Source organism: Mesorhizobium sp. M0019 (genome assembly GCF_040323975.1).
In the GTDB taxonomy this organism is placed as follows: domain Bacteria; phylum Pseudomonadota; class Alphaproteobacteria; order Rhizobiales; family Rhizobiaceae; genus Mesorhizobium.
Window position 1 is genome coordinate 368,941 of sequence record NZ_JAMYVK010000001.1, and the last position, 24,315, is coordinate 393,255.

Genomic DNA, 24,315 nt, shown 5'->3' on the forward strand with positions numbered 1-24,315 from the left:
TGGTGATCCAAGCCCCAGCCGTCAGGACGTTGACGCCGATCTGTCCGAAACCAGATGGCGCAAGAACCATCGGCTCGCCAGACCCGCGACTTCGTCCAGGGCGCCAAGCTCCTCGAACAGATGTGTCGCGCCAGGGACGATGGCGAGCTCCTTCTCGCTGCGGAGCGCCGCCAGCGCCGAGCGGTTGAGTGCGATCACTTGCGTGTCCGCGCCTCCGACGACGAGCAAGGTCGGCGCCCGGACGCGCGGCAGGGCGTGCGCTGCAAGATCGGGCCGGCCACCACGCGAAACTACGGCCGCGGCCTGGTCGGGCCGCTCGGCCGCCGCCACCAGGGCGGCACCGGCGCCCGTGCTCGCGCCGAAATAGCCAAGACGCAACCCCGACGTTTCCGGCGAGGCGCCGAGCCAATCCGTGACGCCGACCAGCCGGTCGGCGAGCAGTCCGATATTGAAGCGCAACTCGGCCGTGACCTGGTCGATCCGCTCCTCTTCGGCCGTCAACAGGTCGATGAGGAAGGTGGCGAGGTTCGCCTCGTTCAGCCTTTCGGCCACGTGGCGGTTGCGCGGGCTGTGGCGGCTGCTTCCGCTGCCGTGGGCGAAGAGCACAAGGCCGCGAGCATCCGAGGGCAACGAAAGATTGCCCTCAAGCGTGACAAGCCCCGCGGGAACATGCACGACGTGCTCGCTATCTCGGTCCATATCCACCTCCGCTATGTCGATCTGGTGCCAGGCGCCGGACCCGCGCTCGCGCGCCCAGCCAATTCCTCTTCGGAAGCGGCAGGCTTGTGGGAAGCCGCAGGCTTGGGCACGGACCTGGCGAGGAGCGCGCGGACCTCTTCATCGCTCGTCTGCGAGAAATCCACGTACCAGCGCCCGACACCCAGCAACGGCTCTGGTGTCGTCGCGCAAACGACCTCGTCGGCGTCCGCCCGCATCGCGTCGCAAGTGTCGGGGCTACCGACGGGAACGGCCGCGACAATATGGGCGGCGTGGTTTTTTCGCAGCGCCTTGATCCCAGCCCGCATGGTCGATCCGGTCGCAAGCCCGTCATCCACGAGGATAATGGTTCGTCCATTCAACTGCGGTGGGGGTCGCCCGTCCCTATAGAGGTGCTCGCGGCGCAGAAGCTCTTTTTCCTCCTTTGCAGCGACCGCGTCGATGACATGTGGCGGGATCGCGAGACCGTTGACGATCTCGTCGTTCAGGACACGTACACCTGAGGGCGCGATCGCCCCCATGGCCAATTCCTCGTGACCGGGGACGCCGAGCTTGCGCACGACGAAGACGTCGAGCGGTGCCTTGAGTGCCTGCGCGACCTCGTAGCCGACCGGCACGCCGCCTCGGGGCAGCGCCAATACGATCACATCGTCGCGGCCGGCAAAGCGAACGAGTTCCCCGGCGAGTTGCCGCCCGGCCTCGCGGCGATCTGAAAAGATGATAGCCATGACCTTCAATCCGCGTGCATCTGTTTTCCCGGTGGATGTTTTTTCACCAGCCTGCGACCACATTCCGTGGGATGGCTGCGGCACCGGTACCATTTTGGAACTCGCTCGCTGCCTGGACGTTCCAAGAATAGTTTCGATCGCGAGGTGCCGGCACCGGCACGCGGCTCAGCGCGGATCGGGAAGATCGAAGATAGTGATCCGTACATGCCTCGTCCGGCCAGCTGGCAATCTAGCGATGCGTGGCAGCAGGCGCGTTTGGCGGCTTGTTGCCTCAGCAATCAGGGAAAGGAATATCCCATGCAAGTTCAGGAGATCATGAGCCGTCGGACCGAACTGGTCGGCCCGGACACGACAATCAGGGATGCCGCCCGGAAAATGCGGGCCGACAATCTCGGCGCCCTTCCGGTCGGCGAGAATGACAGGCTGGTCGGCATGGTGACGGACCGCGACATCGTGATGCGCGGCGTCGCCGAGGAGCGCTCAGCCGGCAACACGACCGTTCGCGAGGTCATGTCCGAGCATGTCTATTGGTGCTTCGACGACGCCGATATCACCGATGCGGCGAAGATCATGGCCAAGCATCAGGTGCGTCGTCTTCCGGTGATCAATCACGACAAGCGCCTCGTCGGCGTCATTGCCCTGGCCGACCTCGGGCGGACCGATGAGGAAGCCGCCAAGATCGCTCTCGAAGGCGTTTCCGAGGCGACGGACGATCCCCGGCGCTAGACGCTCGCCTGGGCGGTTGCCGCCGTGCTCGCCGTTCTTCTCCATCTGGGCTGAACGCCGCCTGCTCAGGCAGCCTTCAGTTTGGCAACTATCGCGCTTTCACTTCTATGCGGCGTGTCTTGTCCTTTGCAGCGGGGTTCTTCGGAAGCTCGACAACCAAAACGCCGTTCCTGAAAGTGGCCTGCACCTTGTCGGCATCGATCTCCGCTTCCAGGGGGATGGTCCGCTGAAACCGGCCATAACTGCGTTCGCTGTAAGTGCGGCCGCCGTCGCCTTCCTTGTGCTCCGAACGCTTCTCGCCCGTAATGGAGAGGATGTTGTCGCGCAGCTTGAGCTCAACGTCCTTCTGCTCGAGCCCCGGCAATTCGGCGGTGACCTTATAGGCTTGGTCTGTTTCATGTACGTCGACGCTCGGCCAAAGATCGCCGGCCGTAGTCGCTTCGGCCATCGGCGCGAAGAAGTCGTCGAACAGGCGGTCAATCTGCCGGTGGAATGACGTGAGCGGGTCGCGCGCGGATGGGTAGAGGCTGCGCGATGGCGTCCGGGGCGCCAAATCGTGATGTGCCATGGTTCTTCTCCTGTTTTTTGTGTCTGCATCACTCGTCGCCATGTGATCGGCGACGGTAAACAAAACTCGTCCACCCATGAGGATGTTCCGAGTGCCGGCCAAGAAAGGTGGTCGAAAAACAGCGGCAAAAAGCCGGCCCGAATTCCCTCATGACGGGACCTCCGACAATAAATGCGCATCAGGACATGCGCATCGGGGAACAACGGGCAGGTACGGCTGTTTGGTCACATCACCTAGTCGGATTTGAACGGAAGGAGGATTTCGATGAACGCCACCGGACTCGACGTATTCGACAAGACACTGCAGACCACGAACATCTGGCTCGACGAGATCATGGACGAGATTGGACCGGATCGGCAGGTCGCCTGGCACGTTCTCGGAGCGGTGCTGCACGCCCTGCGCGACCGTATGCAGCCGGATCTTGCAGCCCACCTCGGCTCGCAGCTGCCGATCCTGGTGCGCGGCGCCTTCTATGACCAATATCAGCCTTCCAAAGCTCCCGAGAAGATGCGGTCGCTCGACGAGTTTCTGGCCAAGCTCAAGGCGGAGCTGGAATTTACCCGTCCGGTCGATTCCAAGGATGCATTCAGGGTCGTGTCCAAGGTGCTCGCCCATCACGTCGGAGAAGGACAGATGCACAAGGTCTGGGAATCCCTGCCAGGCGAGATAAGACGAGTCGCCGAAGCTCAGCAAGCGGCGTGAACGGCGCAGGCGCGGGCTTCTCGGTCGCAACCTCCTTGGGGAAATAGCAATGCCACTCACCCTTATCAGCCCGGCGTTCCGGGCAGGCGGAAGACTTCCCGAAAAATATGCGCGTGACGGCCAGAACGTCTCGCCGCCGCTGAAGTGGTCCGGTGTCCCGGATGGTACCAAGAGCCTTGTTCTTGTCGTGCGGGATCCCGATGCACCAAGCGGGATTTTCGGGCACTGGGCGGTGTTCAACATCCCGCCGGATGCCGGCGGACTCGCCGAGGCCGAAGACGGCAAGCCCGGCCCGTCGGCACTCAGGCAAGGCACCAACGATTTCGGCAATGCCTATTACGATGGTCCGCAGCCGCCTGCAGGGCACGGCGTCCACCATTACCACTTCCTGCTGGCCGCGCTCGATGTGCCGAGCCTCAGCGTACCAGGACAGGCGGGCGTGCATCAGGTCTGGAAGCAAGCCCAGAAACACGCATTGGAGGAGACGGAGTTGGTCGGAACCTACGAACGGCCGGCGTGACGCGGGCCGTGTCGGTCGCCGCCTTCACAATGTAATCTGGGCAAGCGGTTTTCGGGCAGGGCCGTGGATGACCGAACCGTCGGCGGCGAAGATCGAGCCGTGGCAGGGACAATCCCAGGTGTGGTCCGCATTGTTCCAGGTTACGGTGCAGCCCTTGTGGGTGCAAATCGCCGAAACCGCCTGGAGTGCGCCTTCGGTGTCTCTCCACGCCGCAATCTTTTCGTCTCCCCTGACGATCACGCCACCCATGCCAGGCGCAATGTCGTGGGTGCTCGAGACTATCGATTGACTGCGGCCGTTCTTGTGGAAGTCCTCGGGATAGGGCCGCGCCGGATCGTAGAGTTTTTGCCAAGGGCTCGGGCGGCCGCAGATCAGGTCGGCGATCATCGCGCCCACGGCCGTCCCGTTGGTGATGCCCCAGGCGTTGAAGCCCGTGGCAATGTGGAAGCCGGCGGCCTTGGCGGGATCGGGCTCGCCGGCATATGGAATCCTGTCGGCCGTATCATGATCCTCATTGCACCAGCGCCACGCGACGTCGCCGACCGAAAGGTTCTTTCTTGCCCATTTTTCCAGTTCGACGAACCGCTTGGCCACGTCGCCATCCCAGCCGGTATTGAATTTGGGGCCGAGCGCGACCAGCAGTGGACCTTCGGCATCACGGCCCGTGCGAATGGAATGCGTCGGGTCGTCGATGCCGATGAACATGCCGTCGACAGCAAAGGGATCATCGATCCGAAAGGCCATGGCGGTGTGGCAGCGCGGCTGCGTTCGGTTCGCCATGCCGATGGGGCTTTTTACCGTCATGTTGGTGGCGACGACGACATGCCCGGCATCAACGGCGCCGCCATCGGTGGCAACGCGCCAGCGGCTTGCCTCGTCGATCGAGGTGGCGCGGCTGTTTTCGAAGATCCGACCGCCACGGGCCGTCACCGCTTCCGCCAGGCCAACCAGATACATCGCCGGATTGAACTGCGCCTGGTCAGAAAACCGTAGCGCGGCGGCCGTTTCGAAAGGCAGCGGCGCGTGGTCGAGGATCTCGGCCTCTAGCCCGACCTGGCGCGCGGCCTCCGCCTCGGCCGCGACCTCCGCGCGCCGGCTTTCATCGCAGGTGTAGCTATAGGCGTCCTTGCTCTCGAGATTGCAGGCGATGGCGTACTCGCGAACCCAATCGCGGATCTGTTTGGCGCCGGCGGAATTCGCATCGGCATAGGTCCGCGCCAGGTCCCGGCCTAGGCTGTCAATGAGATGACGATAGATCAGCGCATGCTGCGTGGTGATCTTGGCCGTCGAGCGGCCGGTCACCTGGCCACCTGTCCGCAAGCCTTCCAAGACGATCACCGACCGGCCCGTCTCGCAAAGCCGAAGCGCCGTCGTCAGCCCGACGATTCCAGCCCCCACGACAACGGCGTCCGCACGGACCAAACCTTCGAGCTGGGGATAGTTCGTGGAGGTGGCCGTCGCCACCCAACAGCTCCCCGGTTTTCCCAAGAGAGTGGCCATTTCAACCGCGTTCCTTGCTTTTGCTTTTCGATGCACTTTCATCGACAACCGCGCCGGCAGAGGAACGTTCCCGAGGTTCGTCGCTTTCAATCGTTCTCTCGCCACCCGGGTCAGAAAAGCACCGGGAAGGTGCGAGGTGCAGGCCATCACCCAGGTGATCGCCTCGCGGTCGTATTCGTCGCCGGAGCGCCAGTCCTCGAAGAAGGCGTTCAGCCTATCGACACGCCCCGGCCAGATACCGGCGGCCTGCAGGCCGAGCGAAACGCCGTAATTGGTGAAGGCGAACTTGGTATCGCGCAGCCATGGCGCCCGGCTGAAATAACCGGGCGGGTCGACCCACATCGTTTCCAGGGTTCGCAGCGAACGCCTCGTCTGGGCCTCGGCCCACGGCTCGTCGGGAAAGAAATGGGCGAGCCACAGCATCATGCCGAGGCCGAGGTCCTGCTCGATGTCGAGGCTGCGCCAATCGCGCTCCATCAGGTCACGCATCTGCGCGATCTCGGGCGCCAGTTCCTCGTCGTCGAGCATTCGGTAAGAGACGTAGCCGTCATAGGCATCCATGCTGCCGAGGCCGTAGCCGGGGTAAGGACCGCTCAAATCCTCCTGCATCTTCCAGATCACGCCGCGGCCGGGGACCACAAACGCCGGGTGAATGTCCCGCGCCAGCGTAATGCCGCGCTTGCGGTATTCCGGCTTCAGATCGCCGAGACGCGCCAGGGCGAACAGCCACATCGCCAGATAGTGGAAATACTGGCCGTCGCGATCGGCCGCTTCGCCGATCCTCAGTCCGCGCCGGCGGCCGAGCACACGCTCGACATCGGCCACCAGCCGCTCGGCTTCGCCCAGCCAGCGCTCTTCGCCAGTCTCCGCATAAAGCGAGACGTAGAGCACGACCCCGAATGCATCGGTCCACAGATATCGCAAGCCGTTGGGCCAGATGCCTTCGCCGCGCATCCAGTCGAGTTTTTGCAGGACATAATCGACGTCACGCAGCATTGCACCAAGCCCCGAATCCACGGCAGACTTTGCCGATGTTCGGTTCCATGCGATTGCGGGCATGCGGCATATCTGCCTCCGCTCCGGTTGGCCTTAGCCAGATACCGCGAAACGATCTGATCGGCGGCAGGTTCCTTGGCCGCTTTCACCGGCGCGACCCTCACGATTCTCGCGGAGACTTTGCAGGCTGAAGGAACAGCAGAATTATGATGCGCTGCGCTGGCCACGGACCGGTATCGCAACTGACGCTGCGCCGGAGCCCTTTAAGGTCGCCTGCGGTCTGGCTGCGGGGACGTTGGAAATCGTCGACACAGCGGCCGGCGAGCGGATGCGGCTGATCATAGAACGGCACACCGATGATTTGACAGCGACGGTGATCATCGACCGGCCCAACGGGCCAGAGACGCTTCGCCTCGAAGCCGTCGCCGACAACCATCATCGGCTTGAGAGTACGGTGGCTCCGGCCGAGCCGCATGAGTTCCAGGCAAGTCTGGTGCTGACCGCGAAAGATCGCGAACAGGTGCTGCCGTTCACGATGGTCGAACCCGAAGGTCACCATCATTAGGTCGACTGGCGGATATGCGGTTCAATGACCGATCTCGCGGCCTATGCTGGTCTGTTCCTGGCGGCCTTGCTCGCCGCCACGATCCTGCCGATGCAATCGGAAGCAGTGCTGGTCGGGCTGCTGCTTGCGGATTATTCGCCCTGGCCAATCATCGCCGTCGCGAGCGTCGGCAACGTACTTGGATCGGTGATCAACTGGCTGCTCGGGCGAGGCATCGAGCGCTTCCGGAGCCAACGGTGGTTTCCGATGAACCAAGCGCAACTGGAGCGCGCGCAAGTGTGGTATCGCCGCTACGGAAAGTGGTCGCTCCTGCTGAGTTGGCTGCCGGTTGTCGGTGATCCGCTAGCCGTCGTCGCGGGCGTCCTGCGCGAGCCTTTTCGGGTTTTCCTTTTGCTGGTCACTGCCGCCAAGGTTGGCCGTTATCTTGTTCTTGCCGCCGTGACGCTGAGCGTCATCTGACCTCGCGAAGCTTCTCCAACCTGAGCGGGTTAGGCCCGACTGGTTCGAAGGAGCCAGCCCAAGAGCCACGTCTGATACAGGCGGTCGGGAAGCCTAGCCTTTCTTGACGGCGACCTTGTCACGGGGCCGCGCGCAGTCCTTTCGCCAGCTGCTGCGCGTCGCGGGACCGGCCAACCAAGCTAAGGCACAGCGCGCGAAGGGCTTCAGCCAACGTCGACATTGTTAAGACATTCCTGTGGCCGCGCGCCAAGCCTGCACAACGAAGCTGTGCTGGTTCCAGATCATCAGCGCTCCACTGACTGCCATGAGCGCGACCACAAGGCCGCGGAACTGTCTTCCACTCAGGCGTTCGAGCCAGGGCTTGGCCAGCAGATTGGCAAGCGCAGCGCCCAAACCCGCGGCTGCGCCGTACATGACCGCCTGACCACCGAGCGCGCCGAGTCCGGTGAATACCGCGATCTTGACGACATCGGTCACAAACGAGTTCACCGATTTCGTGGCGACCAACGTCTCCTTCTCCGAACCGTAGTTCAGATAGAGCGAATTCAAGACGGGTCCCACCGTGCCCATCAGCGCCGACAACAGCGCGACGATCAGGCCGGCCGGGAGGAACCACCAGCGGCGGGCTCGGTAGCTCCGCTCGCGCGCGCCGCCGCGAAATTCCCAGACTGCACTGATCAGATAGATCCCTATGAGTATCTGGAGCCATTCCGCCCGACTGTTGGCGAAGAGCCAGGAGCCCGCAGCGGCACCGGCGATGGCGCCGGGCAGGTACCAACGGACCAGGCTCCAATCGATGTCGCGCCGGAAGGCCAGGGCGCGGATGGGATTGCCGATGAGCTCGGTCAAGGTGATGACCGGCGCAACCGCCGCGCTCCCTGTGATGAAAGTCACGGCGGGGATCAGCAATAGACCTCCGCCTCCGGCCGAGAGGGTGTTCAGTGTCCAGGTGAGGAACCCCGCCAACGCCAGGAGGCCTAGTCTAATCCAGTCCATCCGATCAGAACGAAGCGGACCTTTGATCGTTCCGAACGCGTCGGTTCGCAAAAGCCCGGCCCGCCCCTTGAGTCTCGTGTGCGATGGAAAGGTGATCTCAGGCGCAATGCTGGTGGCGGAGAGACGCCGTGCCAGAGAACCATTCCCGAGGCGGCGGGAAGAAGGCCGACGATCGCTCCGAGTCGGCCGAACTCCGCCGTTGGACGCGCGCGCGGACGCCCAATCTAGCTCTTTTTGACGGCGACCTTGTCGAGGGCTGCGCGCAGTCCTTTCGCCAGCTTCTGCGCATCGTCGTACGCCCAGAAATGCATGAAGAAGAGCCGCGGTTACTCATCGAGCATGTGGCTATGCAGTGCGGTGATCTCGATGCCGTTGTCCTGCATGGCTTTGATAACCGGATTGACCTCCTTTGCTGTCAGCACAAAATCACCCGTGATCGCCGCCTTGCCGCCACCTGTCGATTGGAAGTTAATCGCTATTGCCGAGCCCATGGCCGCCGGCACTTCCATTCCATTTTCCTCGACCGGCTCAGCGCGCGAGATCGTGAACTGGTAGACCGCGCCATTGGCCTTACCCTTATAACCGATGGTTTGGTCGACACCGGCCGTGTCGAACTCGATCTGTGGTGCGGCTTGCGGCTGGGCGCCGCCTCCCATCGGTGTTTTGCTCAGCGCCAATCCGGCATGAAGCGCTGTGGCGAGCGTAACCGGGTCGCCCTGGCCGAAGACGTGCATGTAGAGTGTCATCGGCTCCGCGCGCAGCAAGTGGTTGTGTACCGCAGTGATCTCGATCCCGCTTTCTTCAAGCTTCTTCATGACCGGGTTCACCTCGTCCTGCGTCAGAACGATGTCGCCCATAACCATTGCCTGATCTCCCATGGGTTCGAACGCGATCCAGCCTCCAAGCGCAAATCCGGGTTTCAGGGCCACGCCGTCGAGCGAAACCTTCAGGTCCGTTCGCGGCAGCCCGACCCGGTAGACGCCATCAGGCGTCTCGGTTCCGGATTTGCCGAGCGCCTTAGCGATTGTTTGCCAATCGGGTGCCGTGAATGCCGCGCGCCAGCGCAATGCCGCGCTTGCGGTATTCCGGCTTCAGATCGCCGAGGCGCGCCAGGGCGAACAGCCACATCGCCAGATAGTGGAAATACTGGCCGTCGCGATCGGCCGCTTTGCCGATCCTCAGTCCGCGCCGGCGGTCGAGCACACGCTCGACATCGGCCACCAGCCGCTCGGCTTCGTCCAGCCAGCGCTCTTCGCCAAGTTCCATATAAAGCGAGACGTAGAGCACGACCCCAAAGGCATCGGTCCAGAGATAACGCAAGCCGTTGGGCCAGATGCCTTCGGCGCGCATCCAGTCGAGTTTTTGCAGGACATAATCGACGTCACGCAGCATCGTCACGCAGCATCGCGCCAAGCCCCGAACTGGCAGAGCCGGCCCGTGTTCGGTGTCCCGCGATTGTGAGCATGCAGAATTTCGAGCATGTCTCTCCTCGTCCGGTTGATCTATCGCGAAACGATCTGATCGGCGGCGGGTTCCTTGGCCATCTCGGCAAGGACAGATGGGGCGGCATTCCCGGGGCGGCGTAGGCGAGATAACCAAGACTGGTCGAGTGCGATACACCCGCATTCGCAGCCAGGATTGTTTCAAGAAGCGATCTCATGACGACGTGCAAAGGAAGGCAAAAAGGTGACGCCGTTCAAGCGAAAAGCTATCAAATTCGACTGATCCTCGGTGTCGGCAAGCCGCAAATGTGGTCAATTGCCTCCGTACATGACCTTCGGGAGCCAGACGACGATTGAGGGGAACACGATGCACAGTCCCACTCCGATCGCCTGCAGGCACAAGAAGGGGACTGCGGATCGAAAGATCGTCGCCATCGAGATCTCCGGCGGCGCAACGCTCTTCAGATAGAACAGCGAATAGCCGAAAGGCGGGCTAAGGAACGCCATCTGCATGTTGACCATGAAAATGACACCATACCACAGTGGCACGTCTTCAGGAGCCACACCGGCTAGCCCAAACGTGCCGCCGAATTCGAGTGGCTTTAGGATGGGCAGAAATATCGGTACGGTGAGAAGGAGAATGCCCACCCAGTCCAGAAACATGCCCAGGACGAACAGAATGATCATCATCAGAACAAGAACGCCGTAAGGCGCCAAGCCTGTTCCGAGTATCGATTCGGCTACGAAGTTCTGCCCACCTTTCAGGATAAAGAAACCGACGAACATGGTGGCGCCGAAGAATATCCACATGACCATCGCCGTGGCCTTGAGCGTCGCGACACAGGCCTCCCGGATCGTGTCCCAGGTCAGGCGCCGATGTGCGGCGCAGACGATGAAAGCCCCGAACGTACCGATGCCGGCGGCTTCGACCGGCGTGGCAATGCCCATGAAGATGACCCCGAGCACAAGCAGGATCAGCAGTATCGGCATGAACGTCCGGCGCAAAAGCTTGAGTTTTTGGGCGAAGTCAATGCGCTCGTTCGGCGGCAACGCCGGGCCGAGTTTGGGGTCGATGTAACAGCGCGCCGTCACGTAGGCGACATACATCCCGGACAGCAGCAGCCCGGGAAATACCGACCCGATCAAAAGCTCGCCCAGCGACTGCTGCGCCACGACGGCATAGACGATCGCCATGACGGAAGGGGGTATGAGAATGCCAAGGGTCCCGCCAGCAAGAAGCGAGCCGCAGGCGAGCTTGGCGTCGTAGTTGCGGCGCAGCATGGCCGGGAGCGCGATCATGCCCATCGTCACTTCCGTCGCCCCGACGACACCGACCATCGCGGCCAGCAGCGTGCAGGAGATCACCGTGGCCGATGCGAGCCCGCCTTTGAGTCCGCCCAGCCATTTGTAGACGACATCGAACAGCTCCTCGATGATGCCCGCCTTCTCGAGAATCGCGGCCATGAAGATGAAAAGCGGCACCGCCGAGAGCTGATAATCCGTCATGAACGGGAAGACCCGAGACGGCAGCATGTTCAGCATGGCCGAATTGCCGAACAGAAAGAGGAAAAGCACGGCAAGGCTGCCGGTGCAAAAGGCCATCGGTAATCCGAGCAGCAAAAGTACGCCCAGACCCCCGAACATCAATATGCTGAGCCACAGGATCGGAAGCTCGAGGCCCATCGCTCAGCCGATCCTTCCAAATGCAGTGGCGATGTCTCGCATCAGCCGGGATAGGCCCTGAAGCAACAGGAGCGCTGCCCCGATGGGGATCGCGAGCTTTACCGGCCAGTATTGGATGCCCCATTCGGTGAATGAGCGTTCGCCAACCGCCGTGGCATCGCTCGCAAATCGCCATCCTGTGACCAGCATGGTGCCGGTGAACAAGAAGAAGAAGGCCGAGGTGATGATGTCGCAGACAGCACGACCGCGTTCGGAGAGATGGCTGTAGACGATGTCTACCCTGACATGCGTTTCGTCACGGTAGGCATAGGCGCCTGCCAGCATGTACTGGATGCCGAACATAAGAAACATGCTTTCATGTACCCAGTTGGTCGGTGAGTTGAAAACAAAACGGGCCACCACTTCGTAGTAGTACGCCACCACTGCGAGAACCGACCAATACGCGACGAACTCGCCCGTCACGCGTACCAGCCAGTCGACCGGCTCGAACAACGCGAGCGGTTGCTTGACGGGCGTGGCTGGCACATCGACTACGAGCGGATGGTCGGCCGCGGCGCGCTCGATCTCACGGGTGCGGGCGCGCCGCACAAGACCGGGTATTAGAAGGGCGTCGCCTGCGAGAGCGAGACCAAGCAGAAGTCCGGCAATTCGGCCGATGCTGTTGGCGCGCTCGAGCCCATGGGCGGCGGCGCTCAGATTATCGCGCGCCACCGTGGCGTCTGCCTCAGCTTTCGCCAGGCGATCGGCAGCGCCTTCTTTGCTGGCTGCGACATCTGCCTTGGCACGCGGCAACAGCCTTTCGGCGTGTTCGCTCTGGGATCGCGCGAGCGACACTGCCTCACGTCCGTCGCGTACCTGGGCGCTCGTCCAAAGCACTGCAATGAACAGCGGGATAAAAATGAATCCCCACCTGCTCTTCAGATAAAACCGGTGCATGCCGAGGAAGCCTGCAGTGACCAGGAACAGGTAAGCAAGAAAGAGATTTGGACGGCCGGCATCGCGCTGTGCCCGCTCGCGATGGACAAGGAAGACCGCAACGAGCGGGAAAAGCACGAGGCTTGACCAGTATAGCCAGTGCGGCAGCACAAATGTGAGTGAGGGCATCGGCGACTGCCTCTTGCAGGAGAGTGCGCCCGCCCGGACAGGACGGGCGCGGAGAGCCTCAGAGGTTGATCGACAATCCCTGATACATGTCCGGCGTCACGTAACCGACGGTCGGGTTCTCCATCACCTCAAGCTGCAGTTTGAAGATGCGCGCCGCGTCCTTATCCTTGTTGGCCCACTCGAACCAGATTGGCACCGCGATTTCCTGGAACTTCTGGAGGTCCTCCGATCCAAGCCGATTGATTTCAATGCCGGCATCCAGGAATTTCTGCCAGGCCTCCATGTCGGCCTTCTGGATGGCCCCGAAATGGACATTGGAATAGACTTGGATTTCGTCTTCCACGAACTTCTTGAGGTTGTCCGGGAGTTGGTTCCAGACATTCATGTTGACGGCAAAGTCCATCAGGTCGACGGGCTGGTATACGGACATCAGACCGGCTGGGCCCATGGAAATGTACTTGGTCACCTGCTGGAACCCGAGCGCCCAGTTTACCGCCGGCCCAGTGTAGTCGGCTGCATCGATCGTGCCTTTCTCCAGCGCGGAGAACACCTCGCCGCCCGGCAGCAGCGTCGTCTTGGCGCCGGCTTTTGCGAATGTCTCGGCGATCATGCCGCCAGGTACGCGCAGCTTCAGGTCTCTGAAATCCTCGATCGAGCGGATCGGTGTCTTTGAGTGGATGATGTTCGGGCCGTGATGAATGCGGTTGACGTAGTAAAGACCTTGTTTCGCATAAAGGTCGCGCGCGGCCTGCAGACCACCTTTCGAATAGAAAAAGATGTCCCATTCGTGCGGATAGCGTAGCCCCATCGTGTAAGAGGAGAGGAACGCCGCAGCGGGAAGCTTACCGGCCCAGTAAAGTGAAAACGAGTTCATCGCTTCCAGAACGCCGTTCTTCACCCCGTCGAGGAGTTCGAAGTCACCAACGATGTCCTTTGCCTTGAACGGCTGAAATTCGAGTTGGCCTCCGGTCTTTTCCTTGATGGTCCCACACCAGCTCTGGAAAGTTTCAAGTCCGACGCCAGCCGGCCACGAGGTTTGAATTTTCCAGATGATTGTGTCAGCGGCTCCTGCCCTTCGAACCCAGGGAGCGGTAACCGCCGTCGCCGTCAGCCCGGCGACAAGTCCGCTCAACTTCAGAAAGCTTCGCCTTGATTTGGAATGCGATTCTCCGTCCATTGTCTTCCTCCCTGTTCGGCAAGCGGACAAACGATAGGCCCACCGCCGGTCTCAAAAACTGAAAACTAATGACACACCCTTTTTGAGGGATCAGAGCATGCCAGCGCCACGAACGACAGAGAAAGAAACGGCGCAGCATCCAAATAACATAGCGCGACGCAAGCATTTTCAACCACTGCGCGCCCGACCCGTAATATGCTCGTGCGTTTCAATAAATCCACGGTTTTAGTGGGTTATCGGCTAGTCAACGCGGCGTTCCTTCGGCTTATACGAAGCTCGGTGCGGCTTCCGTCCCTGCTTCTCAAGCCGAAACATTGGCCAGGTGACTGCACTCCATGGTCCTGGTCTGCGTCCGCTGCCTGGTTCGAGTGATGCGCATCGGTAGGACTCTCTACCCCGAGCAATCGCGTGACTGGCTATTCCCAGCAGAGAGCGAACGCGGTCACGTCATCGAGCACAAGAGAAATGCAGCGATCTGTCGAAATGGGGGAATGACCTGCGGCAGACTTTCCGGACAATCGCCCAGGCTGCAGGCGTTGCGGAGTTGGACGTCCATCTTCTGATGAACCACTCGATCCCGGGGGTTAACGCAGGCTACATCACGCGCAACAAGCTGCTGAGCGATCACCTGCGACAGCAACAGGAAGCAGTCTCACGTCGGATGCTCGAAGCTGGGCGGTCGCGAGGGAATCAAACGAGGCTTCGCGCCTGGCCCGTCCTTCCCAGCAGGCGCCTATTTTCTGAGCTGATGAGCGGCAAGGATTAGCGGCATCAAACGTGCTCGGGGGGTCGAGTCGGTAGAGCGCTACCGCCTTTCCCCACACTCGTCGAGCTGCCAATTCAAGCTGCGTTGCTGCCGGTGAGCAGAGTCCGCTTGCCGGCGCGCCATATGAAGCACAATAGCAAGGAAAATCGTAAGCGGTGTTTCCGCGCGCCAAAACAAGATCGCCAGAGACGGGCTGTATGGGTCCGGTGACAAGTGTGCGCATGTGAAATGCCGCGACCCGGAGAATTCAAGTTTAGCTCTCTTCTGGTCCCGCGAATTCTGGAATAAGACATTATATTCGCCCAAATTATACTTTAACTTGAGCTCCAAATTCCTTTTGCCCGTCTCTTTATCCACGAAGGGCGCGACCCATAGCGGCGTAGACAGGAGCGCTGAGATACTCCCATGCAGACCTCGCTCCAGTTTCGATCATGACCTGCGTGCATTCCAGCTTGCAATGCCACGGGCACTGCTTTCAAAGACTCCGGTCTCAGAACAATTCGAACTGAATAGAAAGCTTGACCGGTCCGAGGATCAATCAGTTGGTCAGCTGAAAGAGTGCGAATATCGCCGCTCATCGCTTGCTGGTAACGTCTGCTCACAGCGTTCAGCCAAACCATCGCGTAACCGCCGTCCCCTCCTCAGCTTGTCGCAGGATGAAGGCGATCTGCACCTCCGAAAACTTCAACTCAGTGGAAAATTCCAGCTCAGAACGGTCAGAAATCCGGGCTGCAGGTCACTGCCGAACAGGTAGTCCAACCGCGGGATGCGAGAGCGCCTCAAACTCTGCCTTCGTTAGGTGTTGCTCGGTCTGAAACCACCGCGCCATGAGGACTCCGAGATCTTCGGGGATCCGCAACGCCTTTGCTTGGTCCCGCCCCAACTGCGCCAGGAATGCGCACCATTGATCGTATTCGGTTTTGCCGGTGTCGCTCTTCCACTCAACATAGGCATGCTGGGCCAGAGTCTTAATTTCGTCGGTGGGGATCGGTTCGATGCCGTAACGGTATGCGCCTTGCAGGACCTGATAGCCGAATACAAGCAGAGCGCCGGCCCAGTCCAGCGCACTCCGTCTCAAACGCCGGTTGATGCTGACAGAGAATCCCTCGGTTTCAACCTCATGCCACCAATCGACCGGCATATACAAAACGTCACCTGCATTCAGTACGGCAATCTCTCCATGCAGTTGATTCAACAACGGGAACTGGTCAAAATCGGGATTATTCAAATCCACAAGCGCCCGCCTGGGCTTGTCGGCCGTCTTTTCATGCTGCGGATAGATGAAACTATAATCCCAAGGGGGGAACATTTTTACGGCTTTTGTCCCGTGTAGCTGCACCAGGAATGCGTACCAATGATCATAATGCGCCTTGGCGGTAACCCCTTCGGAAGCAACATAGGGAGACGAGCCAACGAACTCCAGGTCGCTTGGCCAAGGCAATGCCTCCAGAAGACTGCTCGGGACTTTCCCGCCAAACATGTAGTAGCGCTCGTTTGCATCGATCAGTGGTTGCCATTCCCCCTGGCCTAGGATCCGCTCGAACAACTCACGGAAGGTCATCTCGTGTGTCATCCCGCTCTTGCGTAAGACATAGGATGCAGTGGAAACCGTGGTCTCGTCCCCTGGAACCACCGTAACCTGCCCGGTATGCCGCGCCCATTTGGGGTCATCCAATCCCCAACCGTCGGAGGCTGCAACCCAGCCTCGAACAACAAACGGCCGATTTTGTCGGATTGCCGTGGAGATTTGCTTGCTGTCAATCTCCTCGATCGGTTTCATGTTAAGCTTTGGCGTTTCGCGAGCTGATTCAGCGAGTTTGGCGTTGCTGGCCATGGTTTCCACCCTTATTGAGATGACCTTAATCAAAGAAATGAAATACAAATTGCGTTTCAGTTGGATGATATGTGGCTGTCGAGAGCGATGTCGTCGTGCATTCGAATGGCAGCGATCCAGACACTTGGTGTTCAATGGCCGTGCTGATCGACGAAAGCCGTCACCTGGCAGCGGGATACGCCGATGGCCTGGCAGAGCTTGGCGCTGTTTCCATTCCTCACCGTGCGCGAGAATGTCGAGTTCGGCCTGCGCATGCGCGGCGTCGACAGGGCCGAGCGGCGGCGACGCGTCGACTGGTGGCCGCGAATCTGGAAGAAGACATAATACTCGATACTCGCCCCAATTATACTTGAACGGGAGCGTAAAAGTCTTTGTCTATTGCTCGTTCTCTTTATTCACGAAGAGCACGTCCCATAGCGGCATAGACCGGCGCGCTGAGATACTCCCATGCTGACCTCGCTCCAGTTTCGATCATGACCTGTGTGCCCATTCCAGCTTGCAATGCTCCAGGCTTCAAAGACTCCGGCCTCAGAACAATTCGGACTGAATAAAAAGCCTGACCGGTCCGAGGGTCAATTAGCCGGTCAGCTGAAAGAGTGCGAACGTCACCACTCATCGGTTGCTGGTAACGTCTGTTCACAGCGCTAAGCCACACCGTCGCGTGCAGCCCCACTTTCACCTGATCGACGTCGAGGGGGTCAACGTTTGCCACAACAACGAAGCTATCCTCCTGAGGGACGATGTCCATCAGCGGCTCTCCCGCCGTTACGACCCCTCCGTTCGTGTGGACCTTAAGTCCCACTATGGTGCCTCCGATAGGAGCACGTATCTCGGTACGCGTCGCCACGTCATCAGCAGCGGCCATTCGCTGCTCGTATTCGTATATTTTGGCGCGGGTTTCTCCTAGTGTCTCGACGATATCGGCCGTCGTCGAGGCGCTAAGTTCGGCAATCTTGAATTTCGTCTCCTCCATCTTTTGCTGGGTCGCGCCGATCGACGCTACATACCCGCTTAGGGCACCTCCCACGTCCGCCTTTTCTCTTTCCAAATCTACAAGGCGCGTCCTGACTACCAACTTCCTTTCGTACAGGCTGCGCACATCACCTAATTGCTCCTCGATCAGCTCGAGCTTCCGGGTAGCCGCTACCACTTGCCCTTCAAAACCCTCTATCTCCTTCGCCATGCTTCCGGTTGCTTGCTGCAGCAGGGAGAGCTGCTCTCTGAAGAGGTTTTGACGTGTCCGAAAGACACTCTCCTGCCCGGAAACAGCATCCGCTGCCAATTTGCCGGACGCTTTCAATTCAGCCGGAATTTCGATCGAGTCCTTTCCATCTCTTTCCGCGACCAAGCGCGCTTCCGTAGCCTTCGCCTCGTACCACTGCGCCTTGATTTCATTTGCAGCAGCCGCCGAAGCGGTGTTTTGCAATCGTATCAACACCTGGCCTGGCGACACGCGATCTCCTTCTTGAGCCAATATCTCTGATATGATGCCGCCTTCGAGGTGCTGAACTGTCTTTACGTTTGACGCGACATTCACCACCCCGGTGGCCAAGACCGCACCCTGGATAGGTGCCGCGACAAGCCACATGCCGGTCAGGGTCGAGAAGGCAGCGACAATCGCGAAACCAGAGATCACTAAACGCCTACCAAACGGCGGCGGATCTTCGGCTCGCTGGGTACCGGGGTGTTTGGTGCCAAGGGCGAGCGAAGCTATCACTTAACGCTCCGCAATTCAGTTTTCCCGAAAGCAACGGGACGAACGGAACCTCCGGTGATCTCGGGCGATCGACTTCCTAGGATCAGCGACCTATCAACTAATCCGGCAAGACGGTTGGTCTGTCCGGATATGGTGACAATTACCGAGCTTCCCGCATCCTTCATAAGCCTAACCGCCGACTCGAGGGTCTTCTTCGAGGCAGCGTCCAAATTGGCGAATGGCTCGTCCAAGACAATAAGTCTCGGCGCGCGAAAGAGCGCGCGGGCAAGGGCTACTCGCTTCCGTTCACTCCCGGACAGGCCGACCGAGTCGTTAAGCAAAGTGTCATAACCCTGGCCCAGACGAATGATAACTTCGTGTATTCCGGCTATTTTTGCTGCGGAAACCACGTCATCGATAGAACTTTGTTGAAAACGTGCAATATTTTCCGCGACGGTTCCGTCAAAAAGTTCAACGTGCTGAGGTAAATAGCCGATGCCTCCAACTCTAACATTATCCGGAAGCCTGGTTATGTCCATGTCTCCCAAGCGGATCTGACCGGTGCGGGGCTTGAGCAAACCAATGAGAAGACGAGAAAGCGTCGTCTTGCCGGTGGCTGCACGTCCTATGACCAGCAGCAATTCCCCAGGAGCCAGAGAAAGCGACAGTTTCCTAAATACGTCTGCTCGCGATCCAGCATGCCTGAATGTAACTTGATCGAGAACTAACGAGCCTTGCGGCGTTCCAGGAAGCAGAGACGGCTCTACGTCCAACGGTTTGGCAAGCTCCGCCTTGATCTGAGAGTATCCCTCCCGCGCTTCCCTGAGGCTTCTGAGCTCCCGAACTGCCTTTTCCACCATTCTGTAAGCAAATCTGGCAATGAGCCGGGCTGCAAATACGCCTCCGAGGGACGCCGAATCGTTCAGGAACAGCCAGATGCCCGATGCCAATAGAACTATGTAAACGCAACGGTTCAGCGCCCGGATCGCTGCATCAAGGCTCGATCCTCTGGCATTAAGCCGCTCCCGTTGCAAAAAGCCATCTACTCTGTTCCTACCCCAGCGACCGGCGATCGCGTCGGCCATTGCGAAGGCGCCGACTACGTCTTTGTGCCTTTCCGCTGAGATCAATACCTCTTTCGCCTGCTTGGCAGCTTCACGTTCAGCTTGGCGGGGCTCTTGTGTGATCTTTTCTTTGAGCAGGCTCATACCTGTCAGCAAAGCCATGCCTGCCAACGCGATCAGGCCGAGAACAGGATGGATCACGTATACACATAACAGGAAAACGGGAGCCCAGACCACGTCCAGCCAAGCAGCTAGCCCTCGCTCAACAAAGCTGGAGACTTTCTCGATGCTGGTCAGAAGCGGCGGATTGGGGACGCCTGCCGTCAATCCGGCTTTCACGGACTGGCTGGTCAAGTGGTGCTCGATCCAAACGCTCCAGCGGGAAAGCATACGACGACGAATGGCTTCCAGCACGACGCCGGTTACCAGAGCGAGCAAGGCGGCCAAGGTCAGAATAACGAGGGTTTCCACGCTGCGGCTGGAAATGACCCGGTCGAATATTTGTATAAAATAAAGCGGCCCAGCAAATCGGAGCGCATTGATACAGACACCAAAACCCACAACCGCAGCAAGGCCAGGTATCGACCTTCGCCACATTTCGCTGAGGGGGGCGCTGTACCGCCGCCTACCTCGTGTTCTCAGCAAGGACACCGTCTTTTCACGCCCGCCCAAGCGGGGCATGCTGGTCGGGGTCCTCGTTGAAAATTCCCGAGAAATTCATGATCATCCCCTCCAAATCGTCATGAGGGCTCAAAGCAGGTCCCGCAAGAACATTTGGCTGAAGCCGATTTGCTGCCCAAAGGCGTTCATCGTGATCAACTGCCTCGAACATCGACCAAGCTCCGCTCACGAGGTTGTACATTTGGGTGGCGGACAGGGGAGGGCACCCGAGGGCTTGGACCAGGCTGCCCAGAGATGACTTGAGGGCTCCACGGGTTTTTGCCAGCACTGCCGCTTCAATCAACTCAGCGGGCGCCTGGATCGACATAAATGCGGGGTTCGAGCTTTGCGATAGCAACTCGGGTAAGGTGACCGAGACGCTCCCAAAGGGACTGGGCCATGTCGCCCTGCTGTCACTGGCAGGCCTTCCCGGGCCAGGTGTTTCTCCCAACTCTGCCAGAATCAGTTCGTGCGCGAGCTTCCCTAAAAAATCAATTCGCAGCTGGGAAGAGTAGGCTCGACCCTGGTCGAGTGCCGTCATTGGATTTGGGGAATCAGCAATACGCCGTAGATATGGATTATTGCCCTGTCCGTTAGCCAGTTTTTCAGAAGCGCGAGCCTTTAGAACGGGGCTGAGTGCCCCATCCTGGAGCTCCCATGGGGAATAGACATGCAGGCCAGTGGCTTCTTCAGCCTCCCTCACACCGAGCGGCGATCGGCCGATCCTGCCACTAATTGCAAGTACCTTGTGGCCAGCAGCGCGGAGGGTATCAACTCCATACTTTGCTCCCATCGCGTCATAGGAAGCGAAAATCGCGCCAAGAGCCATGCTCCGAAAAGATTCAGCCAGAATTAGCTCGGAAGTTTCCTTCTGCTGCAGCCCATCGGCAATCTCAATAACAGCGACGTCACATCCATTTTCAGCGGCATGGTTCAGTAGGCGGAAAGCACCCTTCTCAATCAACTCTACCGGGGCTAAATACGTCGTTGCAAATCCGGCATCTGTGAAATCAAGAACGATGTCGGCTCCGGCATCCCGCACAATCCAGGTGTCGCCACCCGAGCCAGTTCCTGTAATTTTCAGTGCCGCGACCTTCAGTCCCGCCTTTTTGAACCCTCGGACCAATGACGTTGCCGTCAATGTCTTGCCGGCGTTCATTGACGTCCCAAGCGACAGAACAATCGGCAGAGAAGGGGGTAAATCGTCTGAGCTGACCTTGTAATCCCACACGTTTAGCCGGCGGCCGAACTTGTCGCCAATCAGGCCGAGCGGGGTGATCTTGGTTGGCGCCAGCATGCGAGCATGCCTGGAAAGCTCACATGCCGCGATGCCGCCCCCCGCTACCAAGTCGCACGGCCCCAGATCGGGGCCTATTACCGCCTCGAACTGGTCAGGAGCGTACCTGTTTCCATAACAGAGGATTATCTCATCTCCGCGAAACATGATCGCCTTTCGCCCGCAGATGAGCTCCAGTCTGCTGTGATTGCCGAGTTCATCAACGCGCGCCAAAACAAGATCGCCAGCGACGGGCTGTATAGGTCCGGTAACGAGTGTGCGCATGTGAGATGCGGCGACCCGGCGGGTGGCGAATGCTCGTTTAGCTCTCTTCAGGCGCCCGCGCTTAATTCTTGAAACGGACATGAACCCCCCAAGTTACATTTGGATGGCATTTAGAAGTCTTTTCTGTTCTATGTATAAGATTAAGCCCTTTTCTATACTCCTCTCCGTTTGCAATCGATTATCCAATAACCAATATGATTGGATAAATATGATTAGATAAATAGCATTAGATGCCTAAAATACATACCCAAGCTGACGACTTTTAACGGCTATTAACACTATAATGTCTGGATCTCTGCCATTCGAATGCATGACGACATCTCCCCGCGAGGCCACATACCATCCAGCTGCATTGTCCGGATCAGGCCGGCGGGAAATCCACTGGTCTTTCAAGAGAATAAGAACGCGACTTCCGGATGCTGCGGCCGTAGCGTTTAGGCTGAACGCGGGGGATCAGAGATAAAGCGTGCTTAAATGTGGTGGAATGCGCCACATCTTCGCCCCTTCACATCGGGTCTTGCCGAAGCCGCTCATGCCCATCGATGCGATGCCCGTTTCGAGATGCATTTGAAGTGGCTGCAGCGGAAGCGTGGTCAGGAAGTCTGTATTGTGGGAGACGGTCGAAAAGCAGGCGGAGCGTGAACATCCGGGGTCAAAAGTGGGGTTATGGTCAGCCTATCTGAAGAGTTTGGACAAATTGAGATTGTCAGTTTTAAGGTGCTATCGGGACTTAACGTGCATAGCACGAACACGGTGGTCAAATTAACCCTGAATATCGGGCGGCTAGCGGTTTCTTGCATCTCCGATTTTACTGCGCTGGCTCGCTCAGCGCTGTCCGAAATGTTTCCCGGTTGTGCACAAAACGCTTTGGTCCCTCGCTACATTGCCGACGCAATCCTGTCCGCTGATCTTGAGCTTCGCCGCGCGATGAATTTCTATTCGTTTTCGCCGACGGCGTCGCTAATAGGCGATCCGTCCGAAAGCCATCTTGCAATCGTTTGGGAGTCGGATGACCCGCAGATGTCGCGCGCGGCTGCTTCGGCTGTCGTTGACGCGATTGGTGAGGCGGCGCGAGGCGAGGACGGGGCAGCGAAATACGCTCAGACTCGGGAGCTAAACCTGGAAAGGGCGAAGAGACGACGTCTTTCAAATTCGACCGCTGTGCTTGTAGCTGCAGCTAAGAGAAATCACATCCCGTTCGAATTCATTGCCCGTAACCACCTTCGCCTTGGCCAAGGCAAGCACCAGAAGCAGCTGTTCTCGACGATATCGGGTTCTACATCGTTTGCGTCGGCGAAGGTGGCCTTGGACAAAAGGCTGGGCAACAGACTTTTGGCGCAAGCGGGGATCCCAGTACCCCGTCAGATTACCGTTCGCACCAAACCTGAGGCCGTCGCTGCCGCCAAACAGCTGGGTAAGACCGTCGTGGTCAAACCGGTTCAGGGAAATCAGGGGCGGGGAGTCTCGGTTAAACTGCGGGGACGCCGTGCAGTTGAGGCTGCATTCGATATAGCGCACGACGTCACTCAGTCAGAGCGGTTTGGCGTCTTGGTTGAGCAGTTCATCGCCGGCCCGGAATTTCGAGCGACAGTCGTTGACTATCATCTCGTGGCGGCGGTCATGTGTTGCCCGCCCCAAGTCGTTGGCGACGGTGAAAAAACGATAGTTGACCTGATTCATGATTTGAACCGAGAACCCGACAGAGACGGGAGACGTCTTTCTCCTGTAGAGATTGACGATGAGCTGCTACGGCACCTAGCCTTGCGTCGTCTTACGCTGGAGTCCGTCCCAATTTCCGGGCAGCCTTTGGTTCTCCGGCCTACCGGCCACCTCGCCCGTGGAGGCGTCCCGGTCGATGTTACAAACTCCGTTCATCCAGATAACAGGCAACTGTGCGAGCGCATCGTGAGAGTCATCGGCCTTAACATTGCCGGGATAGATCTCATCATGCCCGATATTGCAAGATCATACAAAGAGGTCGGGTGTACTGTCATCGAGGTAAATGCACGGCCGGGGATCGAGTTTCATCTTTGGCCGCGAGCGGGGACCTCGAGAGATGTGAGTGAGATAATCCTGGCCAATATGTACAGTGAGCCCGGCTCTTCGGAAATTGCCACCGTACTCGTCATCGGCGATCGACACACTGGTGCGGTGGCGACAGCAATCGATCATCGGTTCCAGGCGGAAGGGCGAAGAGTTGGTCTCTTGTCGAAAAGAGGCGCTTACATCAACACTGTACCCCAGGAATTTGGGCGGCGGACAACCCCGCAAATGCTGGCCAGAGACCCGTTCCTGGAAGCCCTGGTTTATGCAGCCTCTCCGGACAGACTTTGGGCGAGCGGTCTTTGTCTGGGTGCTTGCCGTGCGGTCTCGATGACTCGAACGGATGCAGACAATGGTACAGTTCTCGAAGATCTCGCTCAGCGAGTGTTGCAGTGCGGAAACCAGGGCTATTTCATTGTCAACAGCGAAGATGAATGGCCCCGCCGTGCGCTGTCGACCTTGCCGACCACACGACTAATATTGGTCAGTTCCGAGCCTGATACTGATACCGACCTACGTCGGCACCTACAGAGTGGTGGTTTGGTTCTAACTTTGAGATGGAGCACTGACGGATCGGGTGCCAAAATGGCGCTTTTGTCGAGATCTGGTGAGCTAGCCGCGGAACCCCTCGCATCTATGTCTCAGTCGCGGCCACAGCAAATAAGGTCTGCCATGCACGCAATGGCAATGTCGTATTTGGCAAAAAAGGATGGCTGGTTCGATGAAGTGGCCCCGTTTCCTTCAGTTCGGCCCGAGACGAACGACGTTCGATAGCAGTGATGAGTTTATCGATTCTGCTCAAGCTAAG

At 59.1% G+C, this 24,315-nt stretch carries 22 protein-coding genes and 1 pseudogene; 8 read left to right on the top strand and 15 right to left on the bottom strand.

Annotated features, from left to right (window positions below):
- Positions 1-21: 21 nt before the first annotated feature.
- Together NKK47_RS01850 and NKK47_RS01855 are read right to left on the bottom strand one after the other, a co-directional pair.
- On the bottom strand, positions 22-699 hold the full coding sequence (locus NKK47_RS01850) for a dienelactone hydrolase family protein (RefSeq protein WP_352574858.1): 678 nt from the start codon (positions 697-699) through the stop codon (positions 22-24).
- Positions 700-710: 11 nt separating this feature from the next.
- Positions 711-1,538 carry a phosphoribosyltransferase gene (locus NKK47_RS01855; protein ID WP_352574860.1) on the bottom strand — a complete coding sequence of 276 codons (828 nt, stop codon included), beginning with the start codon at positions 1,536-1,538 and terminating at the stop codon, positions 711-713.
- Between the two features lie 222 nt (positions 1,539-1,760).
- Between NKK47_RS01855 and NKK47_RS01860 the strand changes: the two genes are divergently transcribed.
- Positions 1,761-2,171 (top strand): CBS domain-containing protein, encoded by a 411-nt coding sequence (locus NKK47_RS01860; RefSeq protein ID WP_352574862.1) that lies wholly within the window; start codon positions 1,761-1,763, stop codon positions 2,169-2,171.
- 88 nt (positions 2,172-2,259) lie between these two features.
- Here the strand turns inward: NKK47_RS01860 and NKK47_RS01865 are convergent, their stop codons facing one another.
- Positions 2,260-2,739, bottom strand: coding sequence for an Hsp20/alpha crystallin family protein (locus NKK47_RS01865; protein ID WP_352574864.1), 480 nt, complete (start codon positions 2,737-2,739; stop codon positions 2,260-2,262).
- A 264-nt stretch (positions 2,740-3,003) separates the two neighbouring features.
- Here NKK47_RS01865 and NKK47_RS01870 point away from each other — a divergent pair, with 264 nt between their 5' ends.
- Both NKK47_RS01870 and NKK47_RS01875 read left to right on the top strand, forming a co-directional pair.
- Positions 3,004-3,441, top strand: coding sequence for a DUF2267 domain-containing protein (locus tag NKK47_RS01870; protein WP_352574866.1), 438 nt, complete (start codon positions 3,004-3,006; stop codon positions 3,439-3,441).
- Positions 3,442-3,490: 49 nt separating this feature from the next.
- Positions 3,491-3,961, top strand: coding sequence for a YbhB/YbcL family Raf kinase inhibitor-like protein (locus NKK47_RS01875; protein WP_023677865.1), 471 nt, complete (start codon positions 3,491-3,493; stop codon positions 3,959-3,961).
- 24 nt (positions 3,962-3,985) lie between these two features.
- Here the strand turns inward: NKK47_RS01875 and NKK47_RS01880 are convergent, their stop codons facing one another.
- On the bottom strand, positions 3,986-5,461 hold the full coding sequence (locus tag NKK47_RS01880) for an FAD-dependent oxidoreductase (RefSeq protein ID WP_352574935.1): 1,476 nt from the start codon (positions 5,459-5,461) through the stop codon (positions 3,986-3,988).
- A 1,291-nt stretch (positions 5,462-6,752) separates the two neighbouring features.
- On the opposite strand from NKK47_RS01880, the gene NKK47_RS01885 reads away from it, so the two are divergent.
- Both NKK47_RS01885 and NKK47_RS01890 read left to right on the top strand, forming a co-directional pair.
- Positions 6,753-7,022: a hypothetical protein gene (locus NKK47_RS01885; protein WP_352574867.1), complete on the top strand. Its 270-nt coding sequence runs from the start codon at positions 6,753-6,755 to the stop codon at positions 7,020-7,022.
- Positions 7,023-7,046: 24 nt separating this feature from the next.
- A complete protein-coding gene (locus tag NKK47_RS01890) occupies positions 7,047-7,481 on the top strand; it encodes a YqaA family protein (RefSeq protein ID WP_352574868.1) in 435 nt (144 codons plus the stop codon).
- Between the two features lie 222 nt (positions 7,482-7,703).
- Here the strand turns inward: NKK47_RS01890 and NKK47_RS01895 are convergent, their stop codons facing one another.
- The 3 genes and pseudogenes from NKK47_RS01895 to NKK47_RS01905 all read right to left on the bottom strand — a co-directional run bounded on the left by NKK47_RS01895 (position 7,704) and on the right by NKK47_RS01905 (position 9,875).
- Complete coding sequence (locus tag NKK47_RS01895) at positions 7,704-8,477, bottom strand: sulfite exporter TauE/SafE family protein (protein WP_352574870.1); 774 nt, start codon at positions 8,475-8,477, stop codon at positions 7,704-7,706.
- Positions 8,478-8,701: 224 nt separating this feature from the next.
- A pseudogene (locus NKK47_RS01900) lies at positions 8,702-9,544 on the bottom strand (DUF1259 domain-containing protein).
- Positions 9,495-9,875: a hypothetical protein gene (locus NKK47_RS01905; RefSeq protein WP_352574872.1), complete on the bottom strand. Its 381-nt coding sequence runs from the start codon at positions 9,873-9,875 to the stop codon at positions 9,495-9,497. Before NKK47_RS01905 ends, NKK47_RS01900 begins: the two are co-directional and overlap by 50 nt.
- Positions 9,876-9,940: 65 nt before the next feature.
- Here NKK47_RS01905 and NKK47_RS01910 point away from each other — a divergent pair, with 65 nt between their 5' ends.
- Entirely contained in the window at positions 9,941-10,063 is a 123-nt protein-coding gene (locus NKK47_RS01910) for a hypothetical protein (RefSeq protein WP_352574874.1), read from the top strand.
- Positions 10,064-10,231: 168 nt separating this feature from the next.
- Here NKK47_RS01910 and NKK47_RS01915 read toward each other — a convergent pair whose 3' ends face one another.
- The 5 genes from NKK47_RS01915 to NKK47_RS01930 form a co-directional block, all read right to left on the bottom strand.
- Positions 10,232-11,602 (bottom strand): TRAP transporter large permease, encoded by a 1,371-nt coding sequence (locus NKK47_RS01915; RefSeq protein WP_352574876.1) that lies wholly within the window; start codon positions 11,600-11,602, stop codon positions 10,232-10,234.
- A 3-nt stretch (positions 11,603-11,605) separates the two neighbouring features.
- A complete protein-coding gene (locus tag NKK47_RS01920) occupies positions 11,606-12,655 on the bottom strand; it encodes a TRAP transporter small permease subunit (RefSeq protein ID WP_352574878.1) in 1,050 nt (349 codons plus the stop codon).
- Positions 12,656-12,764: 109 nt separating this feature from the next.
- Positions 12,765-13,883: a TRAP transporter substrate-binding protein DctP gene (gene dctP / locus NKK47_RS01925; RefSeq protein WP_352574880.1), complete on the bottom strand. Its 1,119-nt coding sequence runs from the start codon at positions 13,881-13,883 to the stop codon at positions 12,765-12,767.
- Positions 13,884-14,963: 1,080 nt separating this feature from the next.
- On the bottom strand, positions 14,964-15,269 hold the full coding sequence (locus tag NKK47_RS35155) for a beta-barrel domain-containing protein (protein ID WP_502902478.1): 306 nt from the start codon (positions 15,267-15,269) through the stop codon (positions 14,964-14,966).
- 116 nt (positions 15,270-15,385) lie between these two features.
- Positions 15,386-16,483: a cupin-like domain-containing protein gene (locus NKK47_RS01930; RefSeq protein ID WP_352574882.1), complete on the bottom strand. Its 1,098-nt coding sequence runs from the start codon at positions 16,481-16,483 to the stop codon at positions 15,386-15,388.
- A gap of 183 nt (positions 16,484-16,666) precedes the next feature.
- Here NKK47_RS01930 and NKK47_RS01935 point away from each other — a divergent pair, with 183 nt between their 5' ends.
- Complete coding sequence (locus NKK47_RS01935) at positions 16,667-16,807, top strand: hypothetical protein (protein ID WP_352457634.1); 141 nt, start codon at positions 16,667-16,669, stop codon at positions 16,805-16,807.
- A gap of 67 nt (positions 16,808-16,874) precedes the next feature.
- Here NKK47_RS01935 and NKK47_RS01940 read toward each other — a convergent pair whose 3' ends face one another.
- From NKK47_RS01940 to NKK47_RS01950, 3 genes are all read right to left on the bottom strand, one after another.
- Positions 16,875-18,200 (bottom strand): HlyD family type I secretion periplasmic adaptor subunit, encoded by a 1,326-nt coding sequence (locus NKK47_RS01940; protein WP_352574884.1) that lies wholly within the window; start codon positions 18,198-18,200, stop codon positions 16,875-16,877.
- Positions 18,197-19,804, bottom strand: a complete 1,608-nt coding sequence (locus NKK47_RS01945) for an ATP-binding cassette domain-containing protein (RefSeq protein WP_352574886.1) — start codon at positions 19,802-19,804, stop codon at positions 18,197-18,199. Before NKK47_RS01945 ends, NKK47_RS01940 begins: the two co-directional genes overlap by 4 nt.
- 97 nt (positions 19,805-19,901) lie before the next feature.
- A complete protein-coding gene (locus NKK47_RS01950; RefSeq protein ID WP_352574888.1) occupies positions 19,902-21,200 on the bottom strand; it encodes a hypothetical protein in 1,299 nt (432 codons plus the stop codon).
- Between the two features lie 930 nt (positions 21,201-22,130).
- Between NKK47_RS01950 and NKK47_RS01955 the strand changes: the two genes are divergently transcribed.
- Positions 22,131-24,281 (top strand): ATP-grasp domain-containing protein, encoded by a 2,151-nt coding sequence (locus NKK47_RS01955; protein ID WP_352574890.1) that lies wholly within the window; start codon positions 22,131-22,133, stop codon positions 24,279-24,281.
- The last annotated feature ends 34 nt before the right edge of the window (positions 24,282-24,315 follow it).